Source organism: Streptomyces sp. NPDC045998 (assembly GCF_056430285.1).
In genome coordinates this window covers 617,401-643,311 of record NZ_JBWKLJ010000002.1, presented here as the reverse complement: position 1 = coordinate 643,311, position 25,911 = coordinate 617,401, and the positions used below count along the sequence as shown (strand labels likewise).

Genomic DNA, 25,911 nt, shown 5'->3' with positions numbered 1-25,911 from the left:
GGAGCCTCCCTGCGAAGGTGACGACATCGCGGTACTCGGCGGTGTGGGCGCGCCCGGACGCAGCCACATCACATCCTGGCGCCGCCCAGCACCAGAACCTCGAAGTCCTCGCCCCCATCGAGCCGGTCACCTCGACGACGTCGACCGACTCCCGCAGGAAGGGCGCGTACGGCACCCAGCGCGTACATCGTGCGTGTCTCGCTCGCCGACGGCAGCTATCTGATCCCGATACGGCGACGCCGTACTCGCCACCGCCGGCTGACCAGCGCCGGTCAGGGCGCTTCCACCAAGGGCGGCTCCCCCATGGGGGTGGTCAGCACCTCGCGCAGCACACTGACGGCGGCGGCACCGATGCGTTCGGCGAGGACGTCTTCGATCACGGCGATGGTGTCCTGAGCGCGCCGGTGGACACGGGCACCTTCGGCAGTAGCGCGGATCAGGCGGCTGCGGGCTGAGGCGGGGTCGGGCGCCTGCTCCAGCAGCCCCATGCCGATGAGGCCGTGCACCGCCTGATGAACGGTCTGCCGGGTCACGCCCATCCGGCGGGCAAGCTCAGAGACCGTAGTGCCCTCCTCGTCGAGGGCGGCGAAGACAGCGGCCTGTCCCACGGTCACAGACTGCTCGCCCGCAGCCCGCATGCTGGCCAGCAACGCGTCCTCGAACCAGCGCTTGGCCTCCGTGAGCAACTGGGGCAGGTTCCGGGCGGGGGTGGTCATGGCTCCTCGCGGGATGGGGTTTCGAGCATATCGACAGCGCGGGCGGGCGCCCTCCCGACATATGTCAGGTACCCTGACGTTCATCGCTTCGTTGCCGGAGGTATCCATGACCATGGAGTTCGCCCGTCTTTACCGCCCGGACTCACACATACCCGCCGAGCCCGGAAAGCCCTACTTCATCGAGAAGGGCATGGGCGACCGCGCCCACCTGTTCACCGACCTGATCACCGTCTACGCAGGCGGCGAGCAGACCGAGAACACCTTCAACTTCTTCACTGTCGAGGGCCCCAAGGGCGACACCATCCCCGCCCATTCCCACGCCGACACCTACGAGGTCTTCTACATCACCGACGGCGCGGTACGGATGTTCGTGGAAGACCTGGAGGGCGAGCAGTACGAGAAGCTGCTCACCGCCGGTGATTTCGGCTTCGTACCGAAGAACTGCCCGCACGCGTACCGCATCGAGCGCCACCACAGCCGGGTCGTCGGCGTGGCCGCCGGGCCGGGCGGCACCTTCGAGCGCTTCTTCGAAAACCTCGGCACCCCGACCGGGGAACTCGGCCTGCCGCGCGAGCCGTACGTGCCCGAGCCGCCCAAGTTCGGGACCGTACCGCAGCAGTACGACGTGCGGTTCCTGCCGGGCCACCAGTGGCGCACCGGGAGCTGACCTCGGTGGCATACGTCCACATGCTGCTGACCGGGGCACTGGTCGGCGCCCTGTACGCGGTGCTGCGGGTGAAGGCCCCCGCTCCCCCGCTCGTCGCCATGTTCGGCCTGCTCGGCATGGTCGTCGGGCAGACCGCACTGGGAGCGCTGTGACCACCGAACACCGGACCCGCCCCGTGGCGATCGCGCGCCGGGCCGTGATCTCCTTCGCCGCGGGGCTGGCAATGGGCGCCATGTGCTGGGCACTGAGGCTCACCGCACCCGCGCCTACCCTGCTCGGCCTGGCCGGACTGCTAGGTGTCGGCCTCGGCGAACGCGCGGCCACGGCGCTCGGTACCCGACTGACCCGCCGCCGCACGCGTTCCGAAGCCCCGCAGCCCGGCTGCGCCCAGCAGGCGGCTCCCCAAACCACCCGCGTTCCCTCGCGCCCTCATTGAGACCACAGGGGCAGGCTCGCGCTCACCCCGACGGCGCCATCTGATGGTCTCAACGCGTTCGCCCCCCGTGAACCCGCAGCCCCGAAAGAGGCACCCATGCCGCGGACGTCCGACCTCGCCGCATTCCTCGCCCCACCCAACCCCGCACAGCTGCCCCTCCCGCCCGCCGCACAGTCCGCCCCCGGCATATGGCTGCTGCGCGGAGTCCCGTACGCCAACCGCGTGGGCGTGCGCCCTCTCGAACTCGATCTGTGGATGCCCGACGAGCCGCCGGGCCCGCTGCCGGTCATCGTCTACATCCACGGCGGGGGCTGGCGCGCGGGCACGCGTACGGACATGGGACCGCGCTTCCGCCACTGGAGCCCCAGCCCCTTCGCGCGCATCGCGCGGGCCGGGTTCGCCGTAGCGAGCCTCGACTACCGGCTCAGCGGCGAAGCCGTCTACCCGGCCCAGCTCGAGGACGTCACCGCCGCCCTCGCCTGGCTGAACGCCCGAGCCGGCGAACTCCGCCTGGACACCGCTCGGACCGTCTGCTGGGGCGAATCCGCCGGCGCCCACCTCGCCGCCCTGCTCGCCCTCACCACCCCGGTCAGCGGCTGCATCGCCTGGTACGGGCCCACCGACCTGACCACCCTGCCACGTCACTCCCGGCCCGGCGCCTACGACGCCGCCGACCCCACCACCCGCGAGGCCCTGCTGATCGGGGCGGCGATCACGGAGGCACCCGACCGGGCCCGCGCAGCCAGCCCGGTCGCCCACGTCACCGCCGGCGCGCCACCGTTCCTCATCCTCCATGGCACCGACGACACGCTCATCCCCCTCGCCCAGGGCGAGCAACTCGCCGCCGCCCTACGGGACGCCGGCGGCCACGCCGACTTCCGGCCCGTCCCGGGCGCCGACCACGGGTGGGCGGGCCTGCCGGACGCGGACGTCGAGCGGCACTTCGCCGCCTCCGTGGACTTCGCCCGCACCTGCACCGCAGGCCCACGCGTATCCGCACGCCCGTAGCGGAAACCACTCGCCCGACCGAGCCCGGCGGTGGCCGCAGCCGGCTGCCGCGTCAACCGGGCGGCCGCTGCGGCGAACTCGACGTCGTCGTACCCCATGGGCACACGTCATCCGGACCGGCAGGTAAGGCGGCACGCCCTTCCGGCCGTCCACTCGTCGGTCTGCCGGGTCACCGTGCCCGGCACGACCGCCAACCGGCTCCGCGGGTCCAGCCTCGAAGCCGTGATCCAGTCCACCGGTGGCCAGGTCAGAGCCGGAGCAGGCGCTCGGCGTTGAGGTGGCAGATCTTCGCGCGGTCGGTCTCGCTGATCGGTGCCGTCTCGATGAAGCGGACGGCGTCGCGGTTGCTTTCCAGGGGATAGTCGGTGGCGAACATGATGTGGTCGGCGCCGAGCGCCAGCAGGCTGCCGAGCAGAGGCGCGTGGGCGCACACTCCGCTGGTGGTGATCATCATGTTGTCGCGGATGTAGTCGGAGGGGCGGGGCTTGGCCAGACTGATGCCGCGTTGGTCGAGGAAGCCCCAGCGGCTGTCCAGGCGCCACAGTATGCCGGGGAGCCCTTCCCCCATGTGCCCGAGGACGAGGGTGGCGGCGGGGAAGCGGTCGAAGACACCGCCGAAGAGGATGCGCAGGGCGTGGGTGGCGGTCTCCACGCCCCAGCTCCACATCGGCCCGATCAGCTCTTCGTGGCCGCGCAGGTTGTGCCACACGTCGTAGGAGTTCGCCGGGTGCAGGTAGATCGGCACACCGAGGGCCTCGGCGCGTTCCCACACCGGCCAGAACGTCGGAGCGTCCAGGTACTCACCGTGCGTGTGTCCGTTGATCAGCGCGCCGCGCAGTCCGAGTTGAGTGACCGCTCGTTCCAGCTCGGCCGCGGCACCGTCCGGGTCCTGCAGGGCGAGTGCCGCGAAGCCGGAGAAGCGGGTGGGGTGCTTGCCGATGACCTCGGCGAGGAAGTCGTTGGCCTGTGCCGCGCGCTTGGCGGCGAGGGCGGTGTCGGTCTCGGCCTGGATGCCCGGCGCGGTCAGGGACAGTACCTCCATGTCGATGCCGCACTCGTCCATCTGGGGCAGGCGTACATCGGTGAAGTCCAGCAAGTGCCTCATGGCCGCGTCCCATTGGGGCGGGTCGAACAAGACGGCGGCGGGCAGGCTGTAGTGGGCCAGGGCGGAGGTGGTGAAGTGCTCTTCGATCGCGATTTTTCTCATGGTGGGTGTTCCTCCCTCTGGTGCGCGGCAAGCTTCCGGTGAGGTGACGCCCGGCGGGAACAGGCGAGACCCGGGTGTGAAGGCGTCGTGTGGCGGATGCGGGTTCAGCCTCCTGGGGCGCGCTCCGCGGAAGCGACGGGACCGACGGGTGCCGTCTGCCGGCGCGGGGCACGGTGACCGGCCGGCCGGGCCGGGACGGCGATTGCCGCCGTGGCGCCGACGGCGGCGGTGGCGGTGGCGGCGGCGGTGGCGGTGGCGGCGAAGAAGTAGAAGTTCCATTCCAGGCCGAGCGAGGAGTCGAGGATGTGCCCGCCCAGCGAGGGGCCGGCGATGGCGCCGAGCCGGCCGACGGACAACGCCCAGCCGAGGGCCGGCACGCGCAGACGCGCCGGCATGCGGTCGATCAGGTAGGCGTTGACGAGCGCCTGGCACGCCAGCAGTCCGAAGCCGCATACGAGCAGGCACAGGTACAGCACCCAGGTGGCCGGGCTGCGGCTCATCACGAGCAGCCCGGCGGAGCCGGCGAGGAACGCGCCGGTCACCACGCGCTTGGGGCCGAGCCGGTCGGCGAGCACGGGACGCCGCGAACACGCCTGGTCTGTCGGCCAGGGCGGAGCCGAGCATGCACAGGGAGAAGAACGACAGGCCGTTCAGGAGCAGGCGTCGGGTGCCCAGGCGCCGGCCGGCGACGCCGGCACCGACGAGCATGCCGACGGCGACGAGCGATCCGATGTCGCCGGCGTCTCCCTTGGACAGGTTCCAGCCGGGTTCATGGAGCAGGGCCGGCACGGTGGCCCCGTACACGGACAGGTCGTAGCCTTCGAACATCGCGATGAGAGCGGCCGGCAGGACGAACAGCCGTCCGTCCGCGGGACGTTGTGGAAGGACCAGCGCCGGGCATCTTGGAGACGGCTTCGCTGTCATGGTGGCGATTCCTTTGGTCTCGGGACAGGTGCCGGAGGGGAACGCGGGAAGCACGTGCCCGGAGCCGAGTCACGGGTCGCCGTCACGATGCGGACCTCACGACGCGGACCTCACGGGTCCGAAGTCGGTTTCGATACGGTCCTTGGCGTGCAGCAACGCGTCGGCGAGCGCCTGCTCGCGTCCGGTGAAACGTTGCGTCGGGGTGGGCACGCTGATGGCCGCGGTGCCCCAGGCCGCCGTGCGGATGGCGACGCCGACCGCGGAGATGCCGACGGTGTGCTCTTCGCGGTCGAAGGCGACGCCGGTACGGCGAATGACGTCGAGCTCGCGGTGCAGCGCGGGGCGGGTGGTGAGGGTGTGCGGCGTTTCGGCAGTGAGCCGGTTCGGTACGGCGTCCTCCAGCGCCGTCGCCGGGAGGGCGGCGAGGAGCGCCTTGCCCGGCGCGCAGCAGTGCAGGGGGAAACCGGCGCCGACCGCGCTGACCGCGCGCAGCCGGCGGTCGGCGATGACCTGGTCGACGAAGACCACCTGGTGGTCCTCAAGGACCGACAGGTCGACGGTTTCCTCGAGTAGGCGGGAGAGATCCTCCAGATAGGGACGCAGGTCGACGATCATGGCTGATCGCACGGAAGCGGCCATGCGGGGGATCTCCGGACCCAGCCGGTACCGCCCGCGGGTGCCGGCCACGGTCACCAGTCCCTCCGCCTCCAGTGCACCGAGGATGCGGTGGACCGTGGACTTGGCGAGGCCGATTCGCTCGACCACCTCGGCCTGGGTCAGACCGGACGGGGCCGCCTGGAGCAGGCGCAGCACCTCCGCGGCCCGCGCGATGACCTGGATGCCGCCCGAAGTGGCCTCCCGCTTCGTCTCCTGCCCCACCGACTGGTCCGTCACCGGCATGACTGCTCCCTTCTCCCGTCGTTCTCCGGGGCCAGCCTGCCGTATCGCTCCGGGGGCGGTGAGCACGGGCCGCATCGCTTGGTGGGTGGCGGCGCCACGGCGGGACGAGAACGGTGGAGTGCCCTGCGCGACGTGGCGCCGCGGCAGCCGACGGTCAGGCAAGGGCCGGCAGACCGAGGAGCCGTTCGGTCCCCTCGACGCCGGCGACGGTCAGGTCCAGGTCGCGGGCGAGGGCGACCGCCCGGTCGACGAGCGGCCGGTTGCCGGGGGCGAGTTCGCCCTTGCGCAGGTGCAGGGTGTCCTCGAGACCGGCGCGGGCGTTGCCGCCGAGCGCCAGGCCCATGGCCGTGAGCGGCAGGTTGTGCCGTCCGATCGCGATGACCTGCCAGATCGCGCCCGGCGGCAGTCGGCGGACCATGGTGAGGAGGTTGTCCGCCGTGGCGGCCATGCCGCCACGGACGCCGAGCACGAGGGAGAACTGCAGTGGCTCGGCGAGCAGGCCCTCCTTCCACAGCCGCAGGCACGCCTCCAGGTGCCCCGTGTCGTAGATCTCCAGTTCGGGCTTGATCCGCAGTTCCCGCATGCGGGCCGCCAGCCGGCGAACGCCGCCGGGCGGATTGCGGAACTCGCCGTCGCCAAAGCTCATCGAGCAGGGGTTGAGGGTGGCCATGCGGGGCCGTAACTCCACCAGCCGCTCGCGCTCCTCGAACGGCACGTCGAGCCCGACTCCCGTGGAGAGCTGGATCAGGATGGGGCAGCGTTCGCCGATCAGGTCCATGGTGCGGCGCGCGGTGTCCAGGTCGGCGGTCGGCCGCTGGTGTTCGTCGCGCAGGTGGAGGTGGGCGACGGACGCACCGGCCCGGTAGGCGTCGGCGACGGCGTCGGCGATCTCCTCCGGGGAGGTCGGCAGGTGGGGGTTGTCGGCCTTGGTGGCGATCGGCCCGGTGGGCGCGACGGTGATGACGACGCCCATGTTTCAGTCCTCCCCGGTCGGCAGTGCGATGGTGACGAGCAGGGTGGCGGGGCGCTTGGAGCGGTTCTCCACCGAACGCGTCTGGCCCTTGGTCAGGTGTACGGAGTCGTACCGCCGCAGCGTCTCGTCGCGGCCGTCGGCGGTGACCACGACCTCGCCGTCGAGGACGACGTACACGGTCTCCCCCGCCGTCGGCGCCGCGTCCGCCGCTCCGCCGGGCAGGTAGTACGACAGGCCGGTCCAGAACCGTGCGGTCCGCCCGGCTTCGTGGCCTTGCAGCCGCAGCGCACCAACGCCGTGGTGCAACGGCGGCTGGTACGGCGGGGCCTGGTCGAGTCGAGTGACGCGCATGGGACTCATCCGCGCTCGCCCGTCTCGATCCGGTACCGGCCGGTGGGATCGACGATGGCGACCAGGCGGACGATGCAGCCGTCGCCGCCGGTCCAGCGCCAGGGGAAGGCCGCGAAGGTGACCCGCTTGCCGGTGACCTTGTCCAGATCGCCGCCGACGTTCTCGAACCCGATGATGCCCTTGGACAGAATGGCGCGGTGACACGGCTCCCACTCGGGGAAGTCATCGATGACCCTGCGGCCGGTCTCGGCCTCGTACTCCTCGCAGGCCCACGGCAGAAGACCGTTCGGGGCACCAGGGCCGTGCGGGCCGATGGCGGTGGCCAGAGGGTGGTCGAGGGCCTGGGTGTCGGTGCCGACGGCTTTGACGCCCTTGGCGGCGAACCACTCTCCGGCCTCCTTGTAGAAGCCGGGCGAGTAGGCGTAGTAGTCACTGTTGTCGCCGTACGTGTGATGCCAGCCGGTGTTGACGATGACGATGTCGCCGGGGCGGATCTCGGGAGTGGCCGCTTCCAGGTCGGCGGCGGTGACGACCTCCCACTTCTTCTTGGGGATCGACACGACCACACCCGTGCCGAAGAAGGAGCTGAGCGGTATCTCGTGGAGCAGCGGGGTGTTCTCCACGACGTGGCCGGGGGCGTCGATGTGGGTGCCCGAGTGCATCACGGTGGTGATCCGCTGGGTCAGGACGCGGGACTTGGACATGCTGTGCAGGCGCTCGATCTTCACGTCCTCGAAGTACGGCCAGCAGGGCGTCCCGTGGCCCCACGGGTGGGAGAGGTCATAGAACTCCAGGCCCTGCTCGTCGGGGCCGAGGGGCCAGGTGAAAGAAGTGTCAGTCAAGGTCTTCGCCTTTCGCTGTATCCGCTGTCAATACGGCCGTGAGCTGTCGGGCGATGTGCCGGGCGAGGCGTGCGCCTGCCTGCTCGCGCCCGCCCTCGGGCCAGTTGAGGAAGCCGCGCCCGCTCTTGGCCCCCAGGTCACCCGCCGCCACCAGCTCACTCAGCAACGGAGACGGACTCGGGGAGCGATTCAGGTCGGGCAGTACGGCCTCGTGGATGGCCAGGGTGAGGTCGAGCCCGACGTAGTCGGCGTTCTCCAGCGGACCCATCGCGGCAAGACGCAGACCGATGGTGTTGCGTACCACGATCTCGACCGTCTCCGCGGTGCACACTCCGTCCGCGACCAGCGCGATCGCCTCGCGCCACAGGGCGTGCTGGAGACGGTTGCCGACGAATCCCGGTACGTCGCGCTCGACGCGCACCGGCAGTTTGCCGAGGGACGTCAGAAGAGCGGCGGTGCGCTCCATCGTCTCCTCGCTGGTGTGGTTCCCGCGGACGACCTCGACCACAGGGATCAGGCCGGGTGGGTTCCACCAGTGGGTGCCGACCACCCGCTCGGGGCGGGAGGTGCGTTCGGCGATGCTGCTCACCGGTAGTACGGAGGTGTTGCTGGCCAGCAGCGCGTCGGGCAACAGGAGGTCCAGGCGGGCGAACAGCTGTCGTTTGACGTCCAGGTTCTCGGCGATGGCCTCGACGACGAGGCCGGCTCCCGTGACGGCTTCGGCCAGGTCGGCACTACCGTCGACGGCCCCCTCGACGTCCCGCAGGCTGTCCACCGCGCGGTGCAGGGCTTCAGCGTCGACATCGTGCAGACGTACGGGGTGGCCCGCGCCCGCGAACACCTCGGCTATGCCCCGGCCCATCAGTCCGGCGCCGACGACGGCGACGGTCAGCATGCGGTGTACCCGCCGTCGAGATACAGCACCTGCCCGGTGACGAAGGAGGAGGCGTCGCTGAGCAGGTAGATCAACGCCCCGGCGAAATCCTCCGGTTCGGCCAGCCGGCCCAGCGGGATGCGGGCGAGCATGGCCTCGCGGGTCGCGGTGGCCTTCTCGTCGTCCTCGTACATCCAGGCGGTCAGTTCCGATCGGAACACCGTGGGAGCCAGCACGTTCACCCGGATCCCGGCACTGCCCCACTCGGCGGCGAGACTGCGGCCGAGCAGGTCGACCGCGGCCTTGGACGGACAGTAAGCGGAGTACCCGGCGGAGTGCCCCAGCCGGCCGCGGGTGGAGGAAACGAGCACCACGCTGCCTCCGCCGCCCTGACGAAGCATGTGCCGCCCCGCCGCCTGGCACATCAGCCATGAGCCGCGGAGGTTCGCCGACTGGACGGCGTCGAAGTCCTCGACCTTCATCTCGGTGATCGGCGCGACGTGGTTCATGCCGGAAGCGACGAGCAGGCCATGCGCGCCACCGTACGTGCGCATCGCCGCCGACAGGATCGCCTCGGCATCGTCCGGTGTGTCCGGCCTGCGCCGGACGGTCACGACGGGCCCCGGCCCGTCCAGCTCCGCGGCGAGCGCGTCCAGCTTGCCGGCGTTGCCACCGGCGAGAGTGAGACGAGCCCCAAGGGTGTTCAGGGCGCGTGCCGCCGCACTGCCGAGGGCGCCGGTGGCACCGGTGATGACAATCGAGCGCCCGTCAACCGTGAAGCGCGAGAGGGGAGAAGTAGCAGGAGCGAGTGCCACGAGAACCTCCTGGGTTCCGTGATGCGAATCAATCGTGCCGGGATGCGGTTCAACGTAGAGGCGGCTCACGTCATCGTCAATGGGGCGTGCGCGCTCTGTTGTCCACGGGGTCCGAGCTTCTCGACCCCCCAGTACGGACGTTTCGACGTCTCGACGTGGCCGTGACCTTCTTGCACACTGACCGCCACGGCTTTTGACGAGTCGCACAGTCGGGAATCGGTGAGGGCGCCTTGAAAGACTCGCTCGTACGTGAGCCGCAGCGTCCGGGGCCCGTGCTCGGCCGCGCGCTGCAGATCCTCGGTGCGTTCAGCGCGAACTGCCCGGAGATGACGTTGAGCGAGCTGTCCCGGCGGTCCGGGCTGCCGGTGTCGACGGTGCACCGGATGCTGGGCGAGCTCATCGCCTGGGGAGCGCTGGAGCGCGGAGACGAGGGGTACTACCGCGTCGGCCTGCGACTGTGGGAAGTCGCCTCCCTCGCACCGCGGGGACAGGGCCTGCGCGAGCGGGCCCTGCCATTCCTGGAGGACCTCTCCCAGATCACCCGCGAGAACGTTCAGCTCGCGGTGCGCGAGGGTACAGAGGTCGTCTTCGTCGAGCGCATCGCGGGGTCCGGTGCGGTGCCCGTACTGACGCGCGTGGGCGGGCGTTTCGCCCTCACGGCCACCGGCGTCGGGCTGGTGCTGCTCGCGCACGCCCCTTCCGAGGTACAGGATCAGGCGCTCGCCGGCCCCATCGAGCGCTTCACGCCGCGCACGGTCACCGATCCGCGTGCGTTGCGGCGCATGCTGGCCGAGACGCGGACCAATGGCTACGCGGTCAGCGACCGCCAGGTCACGATGGACGCCCTGTCGGTCGCCGCCCCGGTGCGCGGCAGCGGGGGTGCGGTGATCGCCGCCGTCTCTCTGGTGGTACGCCACGGCAGCACCTCCGCGCAGTCGCTGGCCCGGCTCGTCTGTACCAGCGCCCGGGCGATCTCCCGCGCCATGGTCACGCCGCAGATCCGAACCGCGCCGCCCCGCGCCTGATCCTCAGTACCGGCCCACGCGCGACCGACGTTGCGCAGATGTTTCCCGGCATCCGGAAAGACCCCTGGTGCCCCGGGGGCGCCGACCCCACGATGGTCCGCACCGGGCGACGCCCGGGCCCCGGTCCGCCCGGGCCCGCCCCCGCCTGACGGGCGGGGTGTCGCCGACCACCACGACGACGACCACGCAGTCGACAACGGAGTGCTGCCATGGTTCTGCCACCCTCTTGCCCACTTCCCGGAATTCTGCGGTGACCGGCCCCTCCCTGCGCACCGCCCTCGACGAGGGGCCGATGAGCCGCTTCCAGTGGAGCGCGATCACGGTGTGCGTACTGCTCAACGTGCTCGACGGCTTCGACGTACTCGTCATGGCCTTCACCGGCAAAGCCGTGTCGGCTCAGTGGGAGCTCAGCTCTTCCGAGCTGGGGCTGCTGCTCAGCGCGGGCCTCGTCGGCATGGCTCTGGGCGCGATGTTCGTCGCTCCCTGGGGCGACCGGATCGGCCGCCGGCCGGTCATCCTCGGCTGCCTGTCCGTGGCCGCCATCGGGATGCTGCTCTCCTCGGTCAGCCAGTCGCCCGTCCAGCTCGGAGCGCTGCGCGTGCTCACCGGAGTCGGCATCGGAGGCGTCCTGGCGTGCAGCAACGTCATCGCCGGCGAGTACGCCTCCCGCCGCTGGCGCGGACTCGCCGTCAGCCTGAACTCCGCCGGGTACGCGGCGGGCGCCACCGTCGGCGGACTGCTCGCCGTCTCTCTGATCGGCCAGTTCGGCTGGCGCTCGGTCTTCCTGACCGGCGGCCTGACCACCGCTGTCGCCGTTCCGCTGGCCTTCTTCCTGCTGCCCGAGTCCGTCGAATTCCTGACCTCCCGCAGGCCCAAGGGCGTCCTGGAGAGGATCAACGTCCTGGCCCGGCGCATGGGTCGACCGCCGCTGGACACCCTGCCCGAGCCCACCGCCGTGCCGACCGGAATCACGGCCGGTTTCCGGGAGTTGCTCTCCCCGGCGCTGCGCCGCTCGACGCTGCTGCTGTGGTCGGCCTTCTTCCTCGTCATGGCCGGCTTCTACTTCATCACCAGCTGGACGCCGACCCTGCTGGTCGAGGCCGGGCTCTCCGGCAGCCAGGGCCTGACCGGCGGGACGCTGCTCAACGTCGGCGGCATCTTCGGCTCGGCCGCGCTCGGGGCGCTCGCCGCGCGCTTCGCGCTCCGCTCCGTCCTCGTGGCCTATCTGATCGCCACCGCAGTGCTGCTGTCGGCCTTCATCGCCTCCACGTCCTCCCTCGGCGTCGCCTTCACCCTCGGCGCGATGATCGGCCTGTTCGCCAACGGCTCCGTGGCAGGGCTGTACGCCCTGACCCCGGCCACGTACGGCACGGCGGTCCGGGCGACCGGGCTGGGCAGTGCCCTCGCGATCGGCCGCATCGGCGCGATCGTGGCCCCGACCGTCGCGGGCGGCCTCCTCGACAGCGGCTGGACCCCGGAGAACCTGTACCTGGCGGTCAGCATCATCTACGTCGCCACCGCGGCTCTCCTGCTGCTGTTGCGCCCCCGCACGGCAGGGGACACGAAGCCCGCCGCCGCGGCCCAGGCCACCGCGCACTGAACCCCACACCCGGAAGGGAACGATCATGACCGCTTTCGTACGCGATCAGTGGTACGTCGCCGCCTACGGCCGCGAGGTCGGGCGCGAGCTGCTCGGACGAACCCTGCTCGGTGAGCCGATCCTGCTGTACCGCACCGAGGACGGCCGGGCGGTGGCCATGTCCGACCGGTGCGTGCACCGCCGCTTCCCGCTGTCGCAGGCGCCGAGCCGGCTGGACGGCGACCGGGTGGTGTGCGGCTACCACGGTTTCACCTACGGCACCGACGGCGGCTGCGTCTTCGTACCCGGCCAGCAGCGCATCCCGCGCACAGCGCGCCTGAGGACGTACCCGATCGTCGAGCAGGACTCCTTCGTATGGGTGTGGATCGGCGACCGTGAGCCGGGGAACACCCTGCCGCCCCGCGCTCCCTGGATGGACTCGACCGACTACACCGTCGTGTCCGGCATGGAACCGATCGACGCGGACTACGGTCTGCTCGTCGACAACCTCATGGACCTGTCCCACGAGACCTACCTGCACGGCGGCTACATCGGTACGCCAGAGGTGGCGGAGACCCCCATCACCACGGAGGTCGACGACACGGCCGGCATCGTCCACGTCAGCCGTCACATGGACGACGCCGAGTGCCCTCCGTTCTACGCGAAGTCGACGGGCATCGAGGGCCGGATCACCCGCTGGCAGGACATCGAGTACCACGCGCCCTGTCTCTACCTGCTCCACTCCCGTATCGCCCCTGTCGGCGCACCGGGACCGAACGCGGACGGCAGCGACCCGCACGCCTTCCACGTGGAGGTCGTCTACGGCATCACCCCTTCCACGGAGAAGACCACGTACGACTTCTGGGCCGTGGCCCGCGACTTCGCCCTCGACGACGAGGCCGTCACCGGGTTCCTGCGCAGCAACAACCACACGGTGGTCATGCAGGACGTCGTGGCCCTCAACGTGCTGCAGAAGTCCCTGGACACCGAGAAGGCCGGCTACCAGGAGCTGAGCATCAACATCGACACCGGCGGCCTCGCCGCCCGCCGCATCCTCGCCCGCCTGGCCCAGGAGGCGGCCGCGACGCAGACCCGGGCGGTGTCCCGATGACCCCGCTCCATCCGCCCGTCCTCTCCGGCGAGGACGTCTGCCGGATCCACTGGGTGCTCGGTTCCGACCGGCTGCCGGCCGTCTGTCACTGCGGTGCGCGGCGGGAGTCCGAGGACCCGGCGCGACTCTGGGACTGGCTGCTGGGGCACCCCGAGGACCACCGATGACCATCACGAGCCCTCCACCCACCGGGGCCGAACTCGACCTGACCCTGGTGCGCAAGGAGCCTCTCGCCGAGGGCGTTGTCCAGCTCAGCCTGGCCCACCCCCGCGGCGAGCGGCTGCCCGCATGGACCCCGGGCGCCCACGTCGACCTGGTGCTGGGCCCCAAACTGGTACGGCAGTACTCGCTGTGCGGCGACCCGGGGGACTCCTCCCTCCTCCAGGTGGCCGTGCTGCGCGAGCCGGAGAGCCGGGGCGGCTCCCGCTACGTGCACGACACGTTGGCCGAGGGCGACACGGTACAGGTGAGCGGCCCCCGCAACCACTTCCAGCTGGTCGACTCCCCCCGCTACCTGTTCATCGCCGGCGGCATCGGCATCACCCCGGTCCTGCCGATGATCGCCGCCGCCGAGCAGAGGGGCGCCGACTGGCGGCTGGTGTACGGCGGGCGCAGCCGCGCCACCATGGCTTTCGCCGGGCAGCTCACCGAGGACCACCCCCACCGGGTGGCACTGTGCCCGCAGGACGAGACCGGCCTCCTCGACCTGGACGGGCTGCTCGGCAGCCCCGCGCCCTGCACCCTCGTCTACTGCTGCGGTCCCGAGCCCCTGCTCAACGCGGTGGAACGGCGGTGTGCCTCCTGGCCGGAAGGCGCCCTCCGCATGGAGCGGTTCACGCCGAAGGGGCGGGAGGAAGACGACCCTTCGACCTCCTTCGAGGTGGAACTCTCGCGGAGCGGTACCACCGTGACCGTCCCGCCGGACAAGACCATCCTCCAGGCGGTCGAGGAGGCCGGCGTACCGGTCCTGTCCTCGTGCCAGGAGGGCACCTGTGGCACTTGCGAGACCGCGGTCCTCGACGGCGTGGTGGATCACCGCGACTCCCTGCTCACCCCCGCCGAACAGGCCCGCAACGACACGATGTTCATCTGCGTCTCGCGCGCCGCCTGCCCGCGCCTCGTCCTGGATCTGTGACCCGCCGGCACCTCACGGGTGCGCTTCCGACCCGCTCCGGCATCCTCCGAGCGCTACAGCCCCTTACCGTCGGCCGCGATCCTGCTCATCAGGCTGTCCAGGTGCGAGCGCATCACGGAGATCAAGTCGAAGGAACGCCCGCTGGCCAGCCACTGGAGCCGTAGTCCGGCGTCGAGTGCCGCGCACTCCCGGGCGATGCTCTCGTGGTTCAGGCCCGCCTTGAGTTCACCCGACTCGGCGCCGGCGCGCAGGCGATCCGCGAGTTCCCGTACGCCCTTCTCCTGCCAGTGGGAGAAGAAGTCATGGGCCGGGTGGTCGGGAGCGGTGGCCTCGGCGCCCACCACGACGGCGAGTTCGAGGATCCCCGGCATGTGCAGTGATTCGGCGGTGTCTTCCAGGTGGCAGCGGAAGGCGTCCCGCACGGAGTCGGACACGCGTACCCACCGCTCGTCGAGCTGCTCGTGCCAGTACTGCACCACGGCCAGCAGGAGTTGCTGCTTGTCTCCGAAGTGATGGAGCAGCCCGGCATCGGTGATTCCGGCATCGCGGGCAACGCGGGCCAGTGAGGTCTTGCGGTAACCGTCCTGGCCGAAGCGCAGCAGCGCGGCCTCGAGGATCTGGTTGCGCCTGGCCAGCCCTGTCGCGTAGCCGCCGCGCGGCCCCCGTGGTGTCGCCATACGGACAACCGTACTAGGTGCCATCAATGTGACCCAGGCCACTCTCCCAATACCTAGTGTCGACTAAGCATTGGCTTCATCATCGTCCGAAAGCGAGGGACTGATTCGAGCCTGTGGCCGGATGTCAGCCTGGGTGACGGCATGCCGTTCCGCGCACGACCCCGACCTTCCCTGTTCGCGAAAGGAGCGGCTTCATGACACCGACGTCTGCGAGCCCCCCGCTCGACGCAGCATCGTCCGACGACACCGCGAGATGGACCCCGCGTCTGGTCGCCGTACTCATCGCGCTCATCTGGCCGACCCAGCTCCTGGCCGCCGCCGGCATTCTGGGGGCCAACGCCACCGCCAGCGTGGCGCAGAGCTTCCACACCACCCAGGTGGCCTGGTTCGGTCTGACCGTCATCCTCGTCTCGACGCTGCTGACGCCGTTCGTGATGAAAATGGGTGACCGGTACGGCAAGAAACAGCTCATGCTCGTGATGACCGGTCTCGGAGTGATCGGAGACGTCATCGCCGCGATGGCGGGCAGTTTCTGGCTGCTGCTGGTCGGGCGGGCGATAGCCGGCTGTTACGGCCCGTTCGGCGCCCTGTCCTTCCCCGCCGTGCGGGACATCTTCCCGCCTCGGCTGGTGAAGCCGGCCAGCGCCATCCTGGGCAGCAGCGTCGGCCTGGTGGCCCTGGCAGCGCCGTTCCTGGCCGGCTGGCTGGTCGACATCTGGGGCTACAAGGGCGTGATGTGGTTCCTCGCCGCGGCCTCCGTCGTCGGCTTCGCGCTGATCGCCCTTCTGGTGCCGCAGACCCCACGGCACGACTTCCGGCCCGGCTTCGACTGGCTCGGCGGTCTGGTCCTCGGCGGGGTCCTGACCTCGGTCGTCTACGCGGTCGGCCAGGGGCAGAGCTGGGGGTGGGCCGACGCCAAGACCCTCGGCTGGCTCGCCGCCGGCCTGGCCGCACTGGTCGTCTTCCTCTTCGTGGAGCGCTCCAGCGTCCACCCGATCCTGGACCTGAAGGTGCTCCGCCGCCGCCCGGTCGCCCTGGTCCTCGTCACCGGAGGGCTGGCTCAGGCCGTCGCCTACACCATGCCGGCCATGGCGATCCTGCTCGCCCTCTACCCGCACATCCCCGGGGTCTCCGCCGGTCTGGGATGGACCGCACAGCACAACGCCGCCGTCAGCGTGACCTGGAACCTGGTGATGTTCGGTACCGGAATGGTCGCCAGCCGCCTCCTGCGCACGATCGATGCCCGCCTGCTCTGGTGGACGGGGCTGGCTCTGATGGCGGTCGGCTACGCCCTGGTGGGCTTCTTCCACGCGAACGAGACCGAACTCGTCCTCACCTCGTGCCTCGCCAACCTCGGCGCCGGTCTCGTCGTGGCAGTGGCTCCGGCGCTGGTCGTCGGCGTGGTGTCCAAGGACGAGCAGGGGCTGGGCAGCGGCATGCTCAACATGCTCGTCAACTTCTTCGGCGCCATCGTCACCGCCCTCTCGTTCGCCGCCCTCGCGACACACAGCACCGTCGTGGACGGCACCGCCTTCTACCAGGACGGCGGCTACGCCTGGCTCTTCTGGACCGGAGCGCTGCTCACCACGCTGACCCTGGCGATATCGCTGCTCATCCCGGCGCTGAGGGATCCCGCGACGGTGCGGTGCAGCCAGTCGGCGATCGCGCCGAGCGCGTAGTGGTTGAAGGAGGTCATCTCTCCGGGGTTGACCCTGCCGTCGGGGAGCAGGCTGTCCCAGCGCTCCCAGATCGTTAGGTCTCGCCCCGGCCGCCCCCGGCTACCGCCGCCTGCTCGTCCGGCCCCGCCCCGGCTCCGGCCTCACCTGGGCGAATGCCGCGCACGAGACACCATACGGCCGGGCCGAGGTGGCGTGGCGCCTGCACGAAGGGCAGCTCACCGTCGACGTCACCGTCCCCCGGGGCGCCGAAGCCACCATCGACCTGCCGGGCGCCGAACCCACACGGGCCGGGCCGGGCACCCACACCTTCCACGCCCCCCACCGCACCACCGAGGAGCAGCAGTGACCCACCCGTACCAGGACCCCAGCCGCAGCGTCGAGGAACGGGTGGCCGACCTGCTGCCCCGGATGACCCTGGAAGAGAAGGCCGGGCTGCTGTTCCACCACTCGATAGGCATCGGAGCGAACCCCGCACCCGTCGGCCTCACCGCAGAGCAGATGATGTCCGACCGGCTCATGTCGCACTTCAACCTGCTGGGCGCCGGCACCCCCCGCGAGATGGCCGAGCTCCACAACCGCCTGCAGGAACAGGCCGCAGCCACCCGGCTGGGCATCCCGGTGACGCTGTCCACCGACCCGCGCCACGCGTTCACCGACAACCCGGGCACCGCCATGATGGCCGGCCCGTTCTCCCAGTGGCCCGAGACCCTGGGCCTGGCCGCCGCCGACGACGTCGACCTGGTACGCCGGTACGGCGACACCGTGCGCCGCGAATACCTGGCCGTCGGGCTGCGCGTCGCCCTGCACCCACAGATCGACCTGGCCACCGAGCCGCGCTGGGCCCGTATCTCGGGCACTTTCGGCGAGGACGCCGACCTGACCTCCCGCATGGCCGCCGCGTACATCGACGGCCTAAGGGGTCCGGGCGGGCAGCTCGGCCAGGACAGCGTGGCCGCGATGGTCAAGCACTTCCCCGGCGGGGGCCCGCAGAAGGACGGCGAGGACCCGCATTTCCCCTACGGCAGGGAGCAGGTCTACCCGGGCGGCTTCTTCGACTACCACCTCAAGCCGTTCAGGGCGGCCATCGCCGCCGGGGCCACGCAGGTGATGCCGTACTACGGCATGCCGGTCGGCACCACGTACGAAGAGGTCGGATTCGGCTTCAACCACGGCATCGTCACCGGGCTGTTGCGCGAGGAGCTGGGCTTCGACGGCATCGTCTGCACCGACTGGGGGCTGCTCAACGACGGACCGATCATGGGCGAGATGCATACCGCCCGCGCCTGGGGCGTGGAACACCTCACGCCCGAGGAGCGGGCGCTGAAGGTGCTGCACGCCGGCGCCGACCAGATCGGCGGCGAAGCCTGCCCCGAGCTGATCACCGGCCTGGTCCGCGACGGACGGCTGGCGCAATCCCGTCTCGACGCCTCCGTCGCCCGCCTGCTGGCCGAGAAATTCCGCCTCGGCCTGTTCGACGACCGCCGCTACGTCGACCCGGAAGCCGCCGAGGAGATCGTCGGCCGCGCCGACTTCCGTACCGCCGGCGAGGCCGCCCAGCGCCGCTCGCTGACGCTGCTGGAGAACCGCGCCGACCTACTGCCCCTGACCGGCCGCCCCCGACTGTACGTGCAGGGCCTCGACCCGGCCGTGGCCGCCGGGTACACGGACATCGTCACCGACCCCCGCCACGCCGATCTCGCGGTGCTGCGCCTGAACACCCCCTACGAGCCTCGCCAGGGCGTGTTCGAGTCCTTCTTCCACGCCGGCCGGCTCGACTTCGGCCACGACCGCCTCCAGCAGATCCTCGCCCTGCTCGACACGGTGCCCACCATCGTCGCCATCCACCTCGAACGGCCCGCCGTCATCCCCGAAATCGCCGCCCGCTGCGCCGCCCTGCTCGCCGCCTACGGCGCCGGTGACCGGGCGCTGCTCGACGTCCTGTTCGGCAGAGCCGCCCCGCGGGGAACGCTGCCCTTCCAGCTTCCCCGTTCCATGGCCGAGGTCGAGGCCGGCCGTCCCGATGTCCCGCAGGAGAGCCCCGATCCGCTCTATCCCTTCGGGCACGGACTGCAGTACACCACCGAAACCGCGGCCGGAACCCACCCCTGAACGACGAGGAGCATCGTGTGAACAGCCCCTTCACCGCCGCGCTGAATGACCACCGCTGGCGGACGGGCGGGGCCCGGCCCTTCGACCGCTTCGCCCGCTACTGCGAGGCCGTCTGCCCATCCTGGCCGAGGGCGGGTCAGCGGACCCTCCCTCGCGGTTTCAGCGCCACCGGCGGGAGTTCGGGTGCGGGCAGCCGGCCCCCGTCGTAGCCTGCGACTTCGCCGAAGCGGGTGCCTTTCATCCAGTCCTCGCGCGCCTGTTCGATCTCCTCGTGGGACCGGCCGACGAAGTTCCACCACATGACGAGCTCCTCCTCGAACGGCTCACCGCCCAGCAGCATCACGGCCGCGTCCGATTCGGCGCGCAGGGGGAGGGAGGTGCGGCCGCAACCGAGGTAGAGCATGGAGCCGGGGAGGACCGGTACGCCGTCGACGTGGGTCTCGCCCGACATGGCGAGGACCGCGTACTCGAAGTCGGGCTCAAGCGGCAGATTCGTTTCGGCGCCGCGCGTCAGGGCCAGGTCCGCGCCGATCAGGGGGGTGTACGTGGTGCCGGGCGAGCGGGTGCCGTCGAGTTCGCCGAGCATCACCGTGGCGGTGAGGCCGGGGGCGGTGACGAGGGGCAGGTCGGCGTGGTGCTGGAAGTGGGGTTCCACGTGCCGGTGCGCGTCGGGCAGGGCCACCCACAGCTGGGCGCCGTGCAGGAAGCGGGCGTGGGGCCGGGGGCTCTCCTCGGAGTGCGAGATGGCGCGCCCCGAGGTCATCAGGCCCAGCTCGCGCGGGCGGATCGTCTGCAGGCTGCCGGTGCTGTCGCGGTGCAGCACCTCGCCCTCGTGGAGCCAGCTGACGGTCTGGAGACCCATGTGGGGGTGCGGGGGCACCTGCATGCCGGGTTCGTCGGCGATGTCGTCCGGGCCGTAGTGGTCCACGAAGGCCCACGCGCCGACCATGCGGCGGCCGAGGTTGGGAAGCAGTCGTCGCACTTCGGTGGATTCGCCGAGCCGGACCGTGCGGGGGCTCAGGAGTTCGCGTACCGGCTCCGCGACGACGAATCCCCGGCCACCGCAGAGCGAGGGTGCGGCCTGACGATCAAGGTTGCTCATGCCGCTCAACCTAGCGAACCCCTCGGTCGCCGAGCAGCGTTATGGGCGGTGACCATACGTCAGGTGGAGGGCGGTCAACGGCACGGACCGCACACCACCCGGATGGGCAGGGCAATAACGATGGTGAACCGGGCATATGACGCACCATATGAGAACTCACCTGCCCGAGCTCCGGGCCGCCGCCCAGCGCATCGGCCGCCGCCGGTTCCTCACCGTCGCGGGGGCGGCCGCCGCATTGGCCTTCACCACCCATCTGCCCGTCGCCGGTGCCGCGAGCGCGCCCGAGCTGGACGCCAGGAAGATCACCAAGGATCCCTTCACCCTGGGCGTCGCCTCCGGTGACCCGCTGCCCGAATCCGTGCTGCTGTGGACGCGCCTGGCGCCCGCCCCGTACGAAGTGGACGGCGGCCTGCCCGCCGAGCGGGTGGAGGTGGAGTGGGAGGTGGCCTACGACGAGGGCTTCTCCTTCGTCGTCGAACGCGGGACCGCCACCGCGCATCCGGAGTTCGCCCACAGCGTGCACGTGGAGGTGCCGGGCCTGATGTCGGACCGGCACTACTACTACCGCTTCCGGGCCGGTACCTGGATCAGCCCGGTGGGCCGTACGCGTACGGCGCCGGGGGACTTCAGCTTCGGCACCGATCTGTCGTTCGCGGCCGTCGCGTGCCAGGCGTACTTCGACGGCTACTACACGGCGTACCGGCACCTCGCGCGCGAGGAGGTGGACTTCGTGGTCCACCTGGGGGACTACATCTACGAGTACCCCGTCGACGCGGCGGGCGGCCACCGCCGCTACACCGACCGGCAGCTGCCCGCGCACTTCAACCGCGAGACGGTCACCCTGGAGGACTACCGGCTGCGGTACGCCCTCTACAAGACCGACCCCGACCTGACGGCCGCGCACGCCGCGCACCCCTTCGTCGTCACCTGGGACGACCACGAGACCGAGAACAACTACGCCGGCGCCGTACCCGAGAACGACGTACCGCCCGCCGAGTTCCTGCTGCGCCGGGCCGCCGCCTACCGCGCGTACTGGGAGCACCAGCCCCTCCGGGCCCCGCAGCAGCCGACCGGGGCCGACATGCGGCTGTACCGGCGCCTGCACTTCGGCGACCTCGCGCAGTTCGACATCCTCGACACCCGCCAGTACCGCTCCAACCAGGCCTACGGCGACGGCTGGCAGACCCCCGGCCCCGAGTCCGAGGACCCCGCCCGCACCATGACCGGCGCGGAGCAGGAGCGCTGGCTCCTCGACGGCTGGAAGGACTCCGGCGCCATCTGGAACGTCGTACCGCAGCAGGTCACCTTCGCCCAGCGGCGCAACGTCCCCGGACCTGGCTACAAGCTGTCCATGGACGCCTGGGACGGCTACCCCGCCTCCCGCAAGCGCATCCTCGACGGCGCCCAGGCCGCCGGGGTGAAGAACCTGATGGTGCTGTCCGGCGACGCGCACGACGCGTACGCCTTCGACCTCAAGGCCGACTTCGACACCCCCACCTCGCGCACGGTCGGCACGGAGATCGGCACGACGTCCCTCACCAGTGGACGGGACGGCGTCGACAGACCGTCCAACTGGGCCGCCCTCACCCAGGCCAACCCGCACATGAAGTTCTACAACGGCCGCCGCGGCTACACGCTGATCAGGCTCGGTTCCTACGACGCCCAGATCAGCTTCAAGACCGTCTCGGCGGTCACCACGCCCACCGGAACGCTCGCCACGGCCGGCTCCTTCGTCACCCTGAGGGACAGCCCCGGCCTGCTCCCGGCCTGAGGCCGGCGGCGTTCGCCCGTTCGGAGGCATCCGCGGGGCGCGTCCCGCCGCCCGGCCGTGCAATGGGGGCATGGGCGTCCACCTCCACTCGTACCGCGCCGCGGCGCGTTCCGCCGCGCTCCTGCTGTGCGCGGCCGGCGCCCTCGCCCTCTCCGGGTGCGCGGGCGCGCGCATGACCCCCGCGGAGGAGGAGCGCGCCGCCACCGAGACGCTGTGCGAGGACCTCGGCGGGCTCCGCATGGACGCCGGGAAGCTGGCCGACCTCGGCCCGACGACGACGCGGCTCGACGACGTCAGGGACCTGAGGGACGACGTGGCGTACGCCCTCGACACCGTCACGCACAGCGCGCAACGGGTCAGGAAGGCGAAGGCCGACGCGGTGACGGAGGCGTACGACGGCCTCGCCCGGGCCATCGACGCCCTGCCGCGCGACACCACCGGCGCCCAGGCCGCCGAGCGGATCAGGCCGCAGCTGGAGGCGCTGGACCAGGCGATCGCCGCCTCGCAGGCCTCCGTCAAGTGCTGAGCGTGTACGACGCCACCGCACGGGCAGGGGGAATAGCGCAGGCCCCGGGCACCGTTGTGCGGGGACAGCCATACCGACGGACACCGGGAAGAGGTAGGCACATGAGCACGGTCGAGCTCACCAAGGACAACTTCGATCAGGTCGTCAGTGACAACGATTTCGTTCTGATCGACTTCTGGGCGGAGTGGTGCGGGCCGTGCCGGCAGTTCGCCCCGGTGTTCGAGAAGGCGTCCGAGCGTCACCCGGACCTGGTGTTCGCCAAGGTGGACACGGAGGCGCAGACGGAGCTGGCGGCGGCGTTCGAGATCCGGTCGATCCCGACGCTGATGATCGTCCGGGACAACGTCGCGGTCTTCGCCCAGCCCGGGGCGCTGCCCGAGGCCGCCCTGGAGGACGTGATCGGGCAGGCCCGCAACCTGGACATGGACAAGGTGCGCGCGTCGATCGAGGAGGCCAAGACGAAGGGGCAGGGCTGACCCCCTGACGTCCCCGACCCGCAGGGCTGACCCGCCCCTCCCCCGGGCCTGCCGCGCCGCCCCGCGTTCCTAGCGTTCCAGTACGAGGGCGAGGCCCTGGCCCACTCCGATGCACAGGGCCGCCAGACCGGTGCCGGAGCCCGCGGCGGCGAGCTGGTGGGCGACGGCCCCCGCCAGGCGGGCGCCGGAGGCGCCCAGGGGGTGGCCGATGGCGATGGCGCCGCCGCGCGGGTTGACGACGGCCGGATCGAGGTCCGGCCACTCGGCGAGGCAGCCGAGCGACTGCGCGGCGAACGCCTCGTTCAGCTCGAACGTGGTGAGGTCGGCGAAGGTCCGGCCGGCCTTGGTGAGCGCCCGCTGCACCGCCTCCACCGGGCCGAGCCCGAAGAGCTGCGGTTCGATGCCGGTGACGGCGGAGGTACGGATACGGGCCAGCGGTTCGCGCCCGCAGGCGCGCAGGCCCTCCTCATCGACCAGCAGCAGGGCGGCCGCGCCGTCGTTGAGCGGCGAGGCGTTGCCCGCCGTGACCGTGCCGTCGGGACGGAACGACGGCTTCAGCTTGGCCAGTGCTTCCATGGACGTGGTGTCGCGGATGCACTCGTCGCGGGTCAGGTCGACGCCGTCGTACGGGACGACCTCCCCGTCGTACAGGCCCTTCGCCCAGGCCTCGGCGGCCTTCCGGTGGCTGGCGAGGGCGAAGGCGTCCTGCTGTTCGCGGGTGAGGGCGTGCTTGTCGGCGATCAGCTCGGCGCCCTCGCCGAGGGAGACGGTCCACTCGGCGGGCATCCTCGGGTTGGTCATGCGCCAGCCGAGGGTGGTCGAGTGGAGCTGCTGGTGCCCGGCGGGGAAGGCGCGCTCCGGCTTCTGCAGCACCCAGGGCGCGCGGGACATCGACTCGACGCCGCCCGCGAGGACCACGGAGGCGTCGCCGAGCGCGATGGCGCGGGCGGCCTGGATGACGGCTTCGAGGCCGGAGCCGCACAGGCGGTTGACGGTCACGCCGGGCACGGAGACCGGCAGTCCGGCCAGGAGCACGGCCATGCGGGCGACGTCGCGGTTGTCCTCGCCCGCGCCGTTGGCGTCACCGACGTACACGTCGTCGATCCGGGCCGGGTCGAGGTCGGGCGTACGGTCCACGAGCGCCTTGACGACGTGGGCGGCGAGGTCGTCCGGTCGTACGGAGGAAAGGGCACCCCCGAACCTGCCGATCGGCGTGCGGACGGCGTCGACGATGTAGACGTCGCGGATGCTCATCGGGTTTCTCCCACGTCACCTCGGGCGTTCGCCAGGTGAAGTTCTCTTCATCCCTGGCCTCAGCCGAGTTTCCGTTCCGGACCGCCGCCGTGTCAACGCCGACCGCTCAAAAGTCCGTACGGGCGGACACGCGCGCCGAGAGCCCGTAGTCCAGCTCCGCGCCGTCCACCAGCAGGCCCTCGACCGTGCGGGTTTCCGGGTCGATGTCCGCCTCCATGCCCTCGCCGACGTAGTGGGGGTAGCCGGACACGCCCACCTCGCCGGTGGCGCGCACCACGGCCGAGCGGAGGGCGACCTCTTCGAGGTGCGCCGCGTCACGGCCCTCGGCGTGCTCGGGGACCAGAAGGATCTCGAAGCGCTGCGGAACGGTGCTCATGCAGGCGACGCTAGAGACGTTCGGCGCCGCCCGCACGTCAGCCGCCGGCGGGGGCGGGGCGGACGATGTTCCCGAGCGGGCACGCTTCAGGTGGACTCGCGGAGGTCAGGTGGACTCGCGGAGGTCAGGTGGACTCGCGGGGGATCAGCCGGGCCGCCATGAGGTCGTGCCGCTCGGGGGCGGCGTCCGGGTCGCGGACGATCCGGTCGACGAGCCCGGCCAGGCGCTGGCCGGTCTCCATGGCGATCCTGACCGTCGACAGCCGGGGCCGCAGCAGCTTGCCGAGGAGGAGGTCGTCGGCGCCGACGAGCGCCGTGTCGCCGGGGATCGCGACACCCGCGTCCTGGAGGGCGCGCATCAGGAGCATGGCGTACTCGTCGTTGTACGCGAAGACGGCGTCGAGCCCCAGCTCGGGCCAGCGGGCGGCGAGGGCGGCGGCGGACTCCTCGGTGTAGGCGAGCGGGAGTGGCCGGATCTCGGCGCCGGCGCCCGCCGCCGCGGCACGCACACCGTCGAGGCGCGGCCCGGAGAACATCTCCAGACCCGGTTCCTCGGGCACCACCACGCCGATGCGCCGGTAGCCGCGCTCCAGCAGGTGGGCGCCCGCGCACGCGCCCACCTCCCGTTGGTCCATGGCCAGGGTGTGGGCCCCCTCGACGGATTCGGGGCCCAGCGTGATGACGGCCCGGGCGCCCGAGCGCTTGAGGACGTCGACGCCGTACGGGGTCAGGGCCACCTCGCCGAACGACACCACGGCGACCGGGCGCAGCTCCGCCCAGGCGCGGGCCGCCTCGTCCCCGTCCAGGCCGGTGCTGCCGTACTGCACGACGGTGTAGTCCAGGCGGCGCAGGGCGGCCTGGAGCTCACTGAGGAAGCGGCTGTAGAGCGGGCCGACGGGGACGTGCGCGGTGGGCAGCAGCACGATCCGGGTATGGCCGGCGCGCAGGCTGCGGGCGGCGGCGTGCGGGACGTAGCCGAGCTCCTCGGCCGCCTGGCGCACGCGCAGGCGGGTCGGTTCGCTGATGCGGACCGCCGAGGTGTTGTTGAGCACGTACGAGACGGTGGCCCGGGAGACACCGGCCAGCCGCGCGACATCGGCGCTGGTCGGGACCGGGCGTTCGGCGGGCTGTCGGGGTGTCTGGCTCATCGCTCGCGTCATCTTTCCAGACCGGTCGGCGCGCGGGTCTGGCGGTTGGCCGGAAGAGGGTGCTAGACAGTGGGCCACACATCGCTGACACGTGTCACCAGGTCGATGTCATCAGGATAAATCCCCATCCTCTGGAGGGCACTGTGGCCCTTTCCCCGCCCCCATCCCCGTCCCCCTCGTCGCCGTCCTCGCCCTCGCCATCCTCGCCCTCGTCCTCGTCGCCGTCCTCGC

28 protein-coding genes and 2 pseudogenes are annotated in these 25,911 nt (G+C 71.2%); 15 read left to right on the top strand and 15 right to left on the bottom strand.

Translation table 11 applies throughout. The annotated features are described in order from the left end of the window. Positions 1 to 272 precede the first annotated feature (272 nt). Positions 273 to 716, bottom strand: a complete 444-nt coding sequence (locus AC07FJ_RS07895) for a MarR family winged helix-turn-helix transcriptional regulator (protein ID WP_479046475.1) — start codon at positions 714 to 716, stop codon at positions 273 to 275. A gap of 106 nt (positions 717 to 822) precedes the next feature. Between AC07FJ_RS07895 and AC07FJ_RS07890 the strand changes: the two genes are divergently transcribed. From AC07FJ_RS07890 to AC07FJ_RS07875, 4 genes are all read left to right on the top strand, one after another. Then, positions 823 to 1,383: a quercetin 2,3-dioxygenase gene (locus AC07FJ_RS07890; protein WP_479046473.1), complete on the top strand. Its 561-nt coding sequence runs from the start codon at positions 823 to 825 to the stop codon at positions 1,381 to 1,383. Positions 1,384 to 1,388: 5 nt separating this feature from the next. After that, positions 1,389 to 1,535, top strand: a complete 147-nt coding sequence (locus tag AC07FJ_RS07885) for a DUF1427 family protein (RefSeq protein WP_479046471.1) — start codon at positions 1,389 to 1,391, stop codon at positions 1,533 to 1,535. Then, a complete protein-coding gene (locus tag AC07FJ_RS07880; protein WP_479046469.1) occupies positions 1,532 to 1,819 on the top strand; it encodes a DUF1427 family protein in 288 nt (95 codons plus the stop codon). The genes AC07FJ_RS07885 and AC07FJ_RS07880 overlap by 4 nt, the downstream gene beginning before the upstream one ends. A 96-nt stretch (positions 1,820 to 1,915) precedes the next feature. Then, the gene (locus AC07FJ_RS07875) at positions 1,916 to 2,827 is read left to right on the top strand and encodes an alpha/beta hydrolase fold domain-containing protein (protein ID WP_479046468.1); all 912 of its coding nucleotides are present in this window, start codon (positions 1,916 to 1,918) and stop codon (positions 2,825 to 2,827) included. Positions 2,828 to 3,074: 247 nt separating this feature from the next. Here AC07FJ_RS07875 and AC07FJ_RS07870 read toward each other — a convergent pair whose 3' ends face one another. The 8 genes from AC07FJ_RS07870 to AC07FJ_RS07835 all read right to left on the bottom strand — a co-directional run bounded on the left by AC07FJ_RS07870 (position 3,075) and on the right by AC07FJ_RS07835 (position 9,782). Further along, positions 3,075 to 4,034, bottom strand: a complete 960-nt coding sequence (locus AC07FJ_RS07870) for an amidohydrolase family protein (protein ID WP_479046466.1) — start codon at positions 4,032 to 4,034, stop codon at positions 3,075 to 3,077. Between the two features lie 104 nt (positions 4,035 to 4,138). Beyond that, positions 4,139 to 4,609 carry an MFS transporter gene (locus AC07FJ_RS07865; RefSeq protein ID WP_479046465.1) on the bottom strand — a complete coding sequence of 157 codons (471 nt, stop codon included), beginning with the start codon at positions 4,607 to 4,609 and terminating at the stop codon, positions 4,139 to 4,141. A 445-nt stretch (positions 4,610 to 5,054) separates the two neighbouring features. After that, positions 5,055 to 5,858, bottom strand: coding sequence for an IclR family transcriptional regulator (locus AC07FJ_RS07860; protein WP_479046463.1), 804 nt, complete (start codon positions 5,856 to 5,858; stop codon positions 5,055 to 5,057). 154 nt (positions 5,859 to 6,012) lie between these two features. Further along, positions 6,013 to 6,831: a beta-keto acid cleavage family enzyme gene (locus AC07FJ_RS07855; RefSeq protein ID WP_479046461.1), complete on the bottom strand. Its 819-nt coding sequence runs from the start codon at positions 6,829 to 6,831 to the stop codon at positions 6,013 to 6,015. Positions 6,832 to 6,834: 3 nt separating this feature from the next. Beyond that, complete coding sequence (locus tag AC07FJ_RS07850) at positions 6,835 to 7,182, bottom strand: beta-D-galactosidase (protein WP_479046459.1); 348 nt, start codon at positions 7,180 to 7,182, stop codon at positions 6,835 to 6,837. Between the two features lie 5 nt (positions 7,183 to 7,187). Beyond that, the gene (locus AC07FJ_RS07845; protein ID WP_479046458.1) at positions 7,188 to 8,024 is read right to left on the bottom strand and encodes a cyclase family protein; all 837 of its coding nucleotides are present in this window, start codon (positions 8,022 to 8,024) and stop codon (positions 7,188 to 7,190) included. Further along, positions 8,017 to 8,919, bottom strand: coding sequence for a 3-hydroxyacyl-CoA dehydrogenase family protein (locus AC07FJ_RS07840; RefSeq protein ID WP_479046456.1), 903 nt, complete (start codon positions 8,917 to 8,919; stop codon positions 8,017 to 8,019). The genes AC07FJ_RS07845 and AC07FJ_RS07840 overlap by 8 nt, the downstream gene beginning before the upstream one ends. Further along, positions 8,913 to 9,782: an SDR family NAD(P)-dependent oxidoreductase gene (locus AC07FJ_RS07835; RefSeq protein ID WP_479046453.1), complete on the bottom strand. Its 870-nt coding sequence runs from the start codon at positions 9,780 to 9,782 to the stop codon at positions 8,913 to 8,915. The genes AC07FJ_RS07840 and AC07FJ_RS07835 overlap by 7 nt, the downstream gene beginning before the upstream one ends. Before the next feature lie 161 nt (positions 9,783 to 9,943). On the opposite strand from AC07FJ_RS07835, the gene AC07FJ_RS07830 reads away from it, so the two are divergent. The 5 genes from AC07FJ_RS07830 to AC07FJ_RS07810 all read left to right on the top strand — a co-directional run bounded on the left by AC07FJ_RS07830 (position 9,944) and on the right by AC07FJ_RS07810 (position 14,563). After that, on the top strand, positions 9,944 to 10,738 hold the full coding sequence (locus tag AC07FJ_RS07830) for an IclR family transcriptional regulator (protein ID WP_479046451.1): 795 nt from the start codon (positions 9,944 to 9,946) through the stop codon (positions 10,736 to 10,738). A 250-nt stretch (positions 10,739 to 10,988) separates the two neighbouring features. Further along, positions 10,989 to 12,338: an MFS transporter gene (locus AC07FJ_RS07825; RefSeq protein ID WP_479046448.1), complete on the top strand. Its 1,350-nt coding sequence runs from the start codon at positions 10,989 to 10,991 to the stop codon at positions 12,336 to 12,338. 25 nt (positions 12,339 to 12,363) lie between these two features. Further along, the gene (locus tag AC07FJ_RS07820; RefSeq protein ID WP_479046446.1) at positions 12,364 to 13,428 is read left to right on the top strand and encodes a Rieske 2Fe-2S domain-containing protein; all 1,065 of its coding nucleotides are present in this window, start codon (positions 12,364 to 12,366) and stop codon (positions 13,426 to 13,428) included. Next, positions 13,425 to 13,595, top strand: a complete 171-nt coding sequence (locus AC07FJ_RS07815; protein ID WP_479046444.1) for a hypothetical protein — start codon at positions 13,425 to 13,427, stop codon at positions 13,593 to 13,595. The genes AC07FJ_RS07820 and AC07FJ_RS07815 overlap by 4 nt, the downstream gene beginning before the upstream one ends. Then, a complete protein-coding gene (locus AC07FJ_RS07810) occupies positions 13,592 to 14,563 on the top strand; it encodes a PDR/VanB family oxidoreductase (protein ID WP_479046442.1) in 972 nt (323 codons plus the stop codon). Before AC07FJ_RS07815 ends, AC07FJ_RS07810 begins: the two co-directional genes overlap by 4 nt. A gap of 53 nt (positions 14,564 to 14,616) precedes the next feature. Here AC07FJ_RS07810 and AC07FJ_RS07805 read toward each other — a convergent pair whose 3' ends face one another. Then, on the bottom strand, positions 14,617 to 15,240 hold the full coding sequence (locus AC07FJ_RS07805) for a TetR/AcrR family transcriptional regulator (RefSeq protein ID WP_479046440.1): 624 nt from the start codon (positions 15,238 to 15,240) through the stop codon (positions 14,617 to 14,619). Positions 15,241 to 15,434: 194 nt separating this feature from the next. Here AC07FJ_RS07805 and AC07FJ_RS07800 point away from each other — a divergent pair, with 194 nt between their 5' ends. Further along, the gene (locus AC07FJ_RS07800) at positions 15,435 to 16,919 is read left to right on the top strand and encodes an MFS transporter (protein WP_479046439.1); all 1,485 of its coding nucleotides are present in this window, start codon (positions 15,435 to 15,437) and stop codon (positions 16,917 to 16,919) included. Here AC07FJ_RS07800 and AC07FJ_RS07795 read toward each other — a convergent pair. Continuing rightward, positions 16,871 to 16,993 (bottom strand): annotated as a pseudogene (locus AC07FJ_RS07795) (alpha-L-rhamnosidase-related protein); the annotation flags it as partial. The gene AC07FJ_RS07800 and the pseudogene AC07FJ_RS07795 overlap by 49 nt on opposite strands. A 14-nt stretch (positions 16,994 to 17,007) precedes the next feature. On the opposite strand from AC07FJ_RS07795, the pseudogene AC07FJ_RS07790 reads away from it, so the two are divergent. Both AC07FJ_RS07790 and AC07FJ_RS07785 read left to right on the top strand, forming a co-directional pair. Further along, positions 17,008 to 17,265 (top strand): annotated as a pseudogene (locus AC07FJ_RS07790) (alpha-L-rhamnosidase C-terminal domain-containing protein); the annotation flags it as partial. Beyond that, positions 17,262 to 19,028 carry a glycoside hydrolase family 3 protein gene (locus AC07FJ_RS07785; RefSeq protein ID WP_479046437.1) on the top strand — a complete coding sequence of 589 codons (1,767 nt, stop codon included), beginning with the start codon at positions 17,262 to 17,264 and terminating at the stop codon, positions 19,026 to 19,028. The pseudogene AC07FJ_RS07790 and the gene AC07FJ_RS07785, both read left to right, overlap by 4 nt. Positions 19,029 to 19,164: 136 nt before the next feature. Here the strand turns inward: AC07FJ_RS07785 and AC07FJ_RS07780 are convergent, their stop codons facing one another. Further along, complete coding sequence (locus AC07FJ_RS07780; protein WP_479046435.1) at positions 19,165 to 20,130, bottom strand: pirin family protein; 966 nt, start codon at positions 20,128 to 20,130, stop codon at positions 19,165 to 19,167. Between the two features lie 148 nt (positions 20,131 to 20,278). Here AC07FJ_RS07780 and AC07FJ_RS07775 point away from each other — a divergent pair, with 148 nt between their 5' ends. From AC07FJ_RS07775 to trxA, 3 genes are all read left to right on the top strand, one after another. Next, positions 20,279 to 21,901 carry an alkaline phosphatase D family protein gene (locus AC07FJ_RS07775; RefSeq protein WP_479046433.1) on the top strand — a complete coding sequence of 541 codons (1,623 nt, stop codon included), beginning with the start codon at positions 20,279 to 20,281 and terminating at the stop codon, positions 21,899 to 21,901. 70 nt (positions 21,902 to 21,971) lie between these two features. After that, complete coding sequence (locus tag AC07FJ_RS07770; protein WP_479046431.1) at positions 21,972 to 22,427, top strand: hypothetical protein; 456 nt, start codon at positions 21,972 to 21,974, stop codon at positions 22,425 to 22,427. 101 nt (positions 22,428 to 22,528) lie between these two features. After that, positions 22,529 to 22,903 (top strand): thioredoxin, encoded by a 375-nt coding sequence (gene trxA / locus AC07FJ_RS07765; protein WP_361426537.1) that lies wholly within the window; start codon positions 22,529 to 22,531, stop codon positions 22,901 to 22,903. A 69-nt stretch (positions 22,904 to 22,972) separates the two neighbouring features. Here the strand turns inward: trxA and AC07FJ_RS07760 are convergent, their stop codons facing one another. The 3 genes from AC07FJ_RS07760 to AC07FJ_RS07750 all read right to left on the bottom strand — a co-directional run bounded on the left by AC07FJ_RS07760 (position 22,973) and on the right by AC07FJ_RS07750 (position 25,680). Continuing rightward, entirely contained in the window at positions 22,973 to 24,157 is a 1,185-nt protein-coding gene (locus tag AC07FJ_RS07760; RefSeq protein WP_479046429.1) for a thiolase family protein, read from the bottom strand. Positions 24,158 to 24,263: 106 nt separating this feature from the next. Beyond that, complete coding sequence (locus AC07FJ_RS07755; RefSeq protein ID WP_361426543.1) at positions 24,264 to 24,533, bottom strand: hypothetical protein; 270 nt, start codon at positions 24,531 to 24,533, stop codon at positions 24,264 to 24,266. A 124-nt stretch (positions 24,534 to 24,657) separates the two neighbouring features. Continuing rightward, positions 24,658 to 25,680 (bottom strand): LacI family DNA-binding transcriptional regulator, encoded by a 1,023-nt coding sequence (locus tag AC07FJ_RS07750; protein ID WP_479046427.1) that lies wholly within the window; start codon positions 25,678 to 25,680, stop codon positions 24,658 to 24,660. Positions 25,681 to 25,911: the final 231 nt, after the last annotated feature.

Coding starts and splice junctions, on each gene's coding strand:
- AC07FJ_RS07895 (WP_479046475.1), bottom strand. CDS start 716: ATGACCACCCCCGCCCGGAACCTGCCCCAGTTGCTCACGGAGGCCAAG.
- AC07FJ_RS07890 (WP_479046473.1), top strand. CDS start 823: ATGACCATGGAGTTCGCCCGTCTTTACCGCCCGGACTCACACATACCC.
- AC07FJ_RS07875 (WP_479046468.1), top strand. CDS start 1,916: ATGCCGCGGACGTCCGACCTCGCCGCATTCCTCGCCCCACCCAACCCC.
- AC07FJ_RS07870 (WP_479046466.1), bottom strand. CDS start 4,034: ATGAGAAAAATCGCGATCGAAGAGCACTTCACCACCTCCGCCCTGGCC.
- AC07FJ_RS07860 (WP_479046463.1), bottom strand. CDS start 5,858: ATGCCGGTGACGGACCAGTCGGTGGGGCAGGAGACGAAGCGGGAGGCC.
- AC07FJ_RS07855 (WP_479046461.1), bottom strand. CDS start 6,831: ATGGGCGTCGTCATCACCGTCGCGCCCACCGGGCCGATCGCCACCAAG.
- AC07FJ_RS07850 (WP_479046459.1), bottom strand. CDS start 7,182: ATGCGCGTCACTCGACTCGACCAGGCCCCGCCGTACCAGCCGCCGTTG.
- AC07FJ_RS07840 (WP_479046456.1), bottom strand. CDS start 8,919: ATGCTGACCGTCGCCGTCGTCGGCGCCGGACTGATGGGCCGGGGCATA.
- AC07FJ_RS07820 (WP_479046446.1), top strand. CDS start 12,364: ATGACCGCTTTCGTACGCGATCAGTGGTACGTCGCCGCCTACGGCCGC.
- AC07FJ_RS07815 (WP_479046444.1), top strand. CDS start 13,425: ATGACCCCGCTCCATCCGCCCGTCCTCTCCGGCGAGGACGTCTGCCGG.
- AC07FJ_RS07810 (WP_479046442.1), top strand. CDS start 13,592: ATGACCATCACGAGCCCTCCACCCACCGGGGCCGAACTCGACCTGACC.
- AC07FJ_RS07805 (WP_479046440.1), bottom strand. CDS start 15,240: ATGGCGACACCACGGGGGCCGCGCGGCGGCTACGCGACAGGGCTGGCC.
- AC07FJ_RS07800 (WP_479046439.1), top strand. CDS start 15,435: ATGACACCGACGTCTGCGAGCCCCCCGCTCGACGCAGCATCGTCCGAC.
- AC07FJ_RS07780 (WP_479046435.1), bottom strand. CDS start 20,130: ATGAGCAACCTTGATCGTCAGGCCGCACCCTCGCTCTGCGGTGGCCGG.
- AC07FJ_RS07775 (WP_479046433.1), top strand. CDS start 20,279: ATGAGAACTCACCTGCCCGAGCTCCGGGCCGCCGCCCAGCGCATCGGC.
- AC07FJ_RS07770 (WP_479046431.1), top strand. CDS start 21,972: ATGGGCGTCCACCTCCACTCGTACCGCGCCGCGGCGCGTTCCGCCGCG.
- trxA (WP_361426537.1), top strand. CDS start 22,529: ATGAGCACGGTCGAGCTCACCAAGGACAACTTCGATCAGGTCGTCAGT.
- AC07FJ_RS07760 (WP_479046429.1), bottom strand. CDS start 24,157: ATGAGCATCCGCGACGTCTACATCGTCGACGCCGTCCGCACGCCGATC.
- AC07FJ_RS07755 (WP_361426543.1), bottom strand. CDS start 24,533: ATGAGCACCGTTCCGCAGCGCTTCGAGATCCTTCTGGTCCCCGAGCAC.
- AC07FJ_RS07750 (WP_479046427.1), bottom strand. CDS start 25,680: ATGAGCCAGACACCCCGACAGCCCGCCGAACGCCCGGTCCCGACCAGC.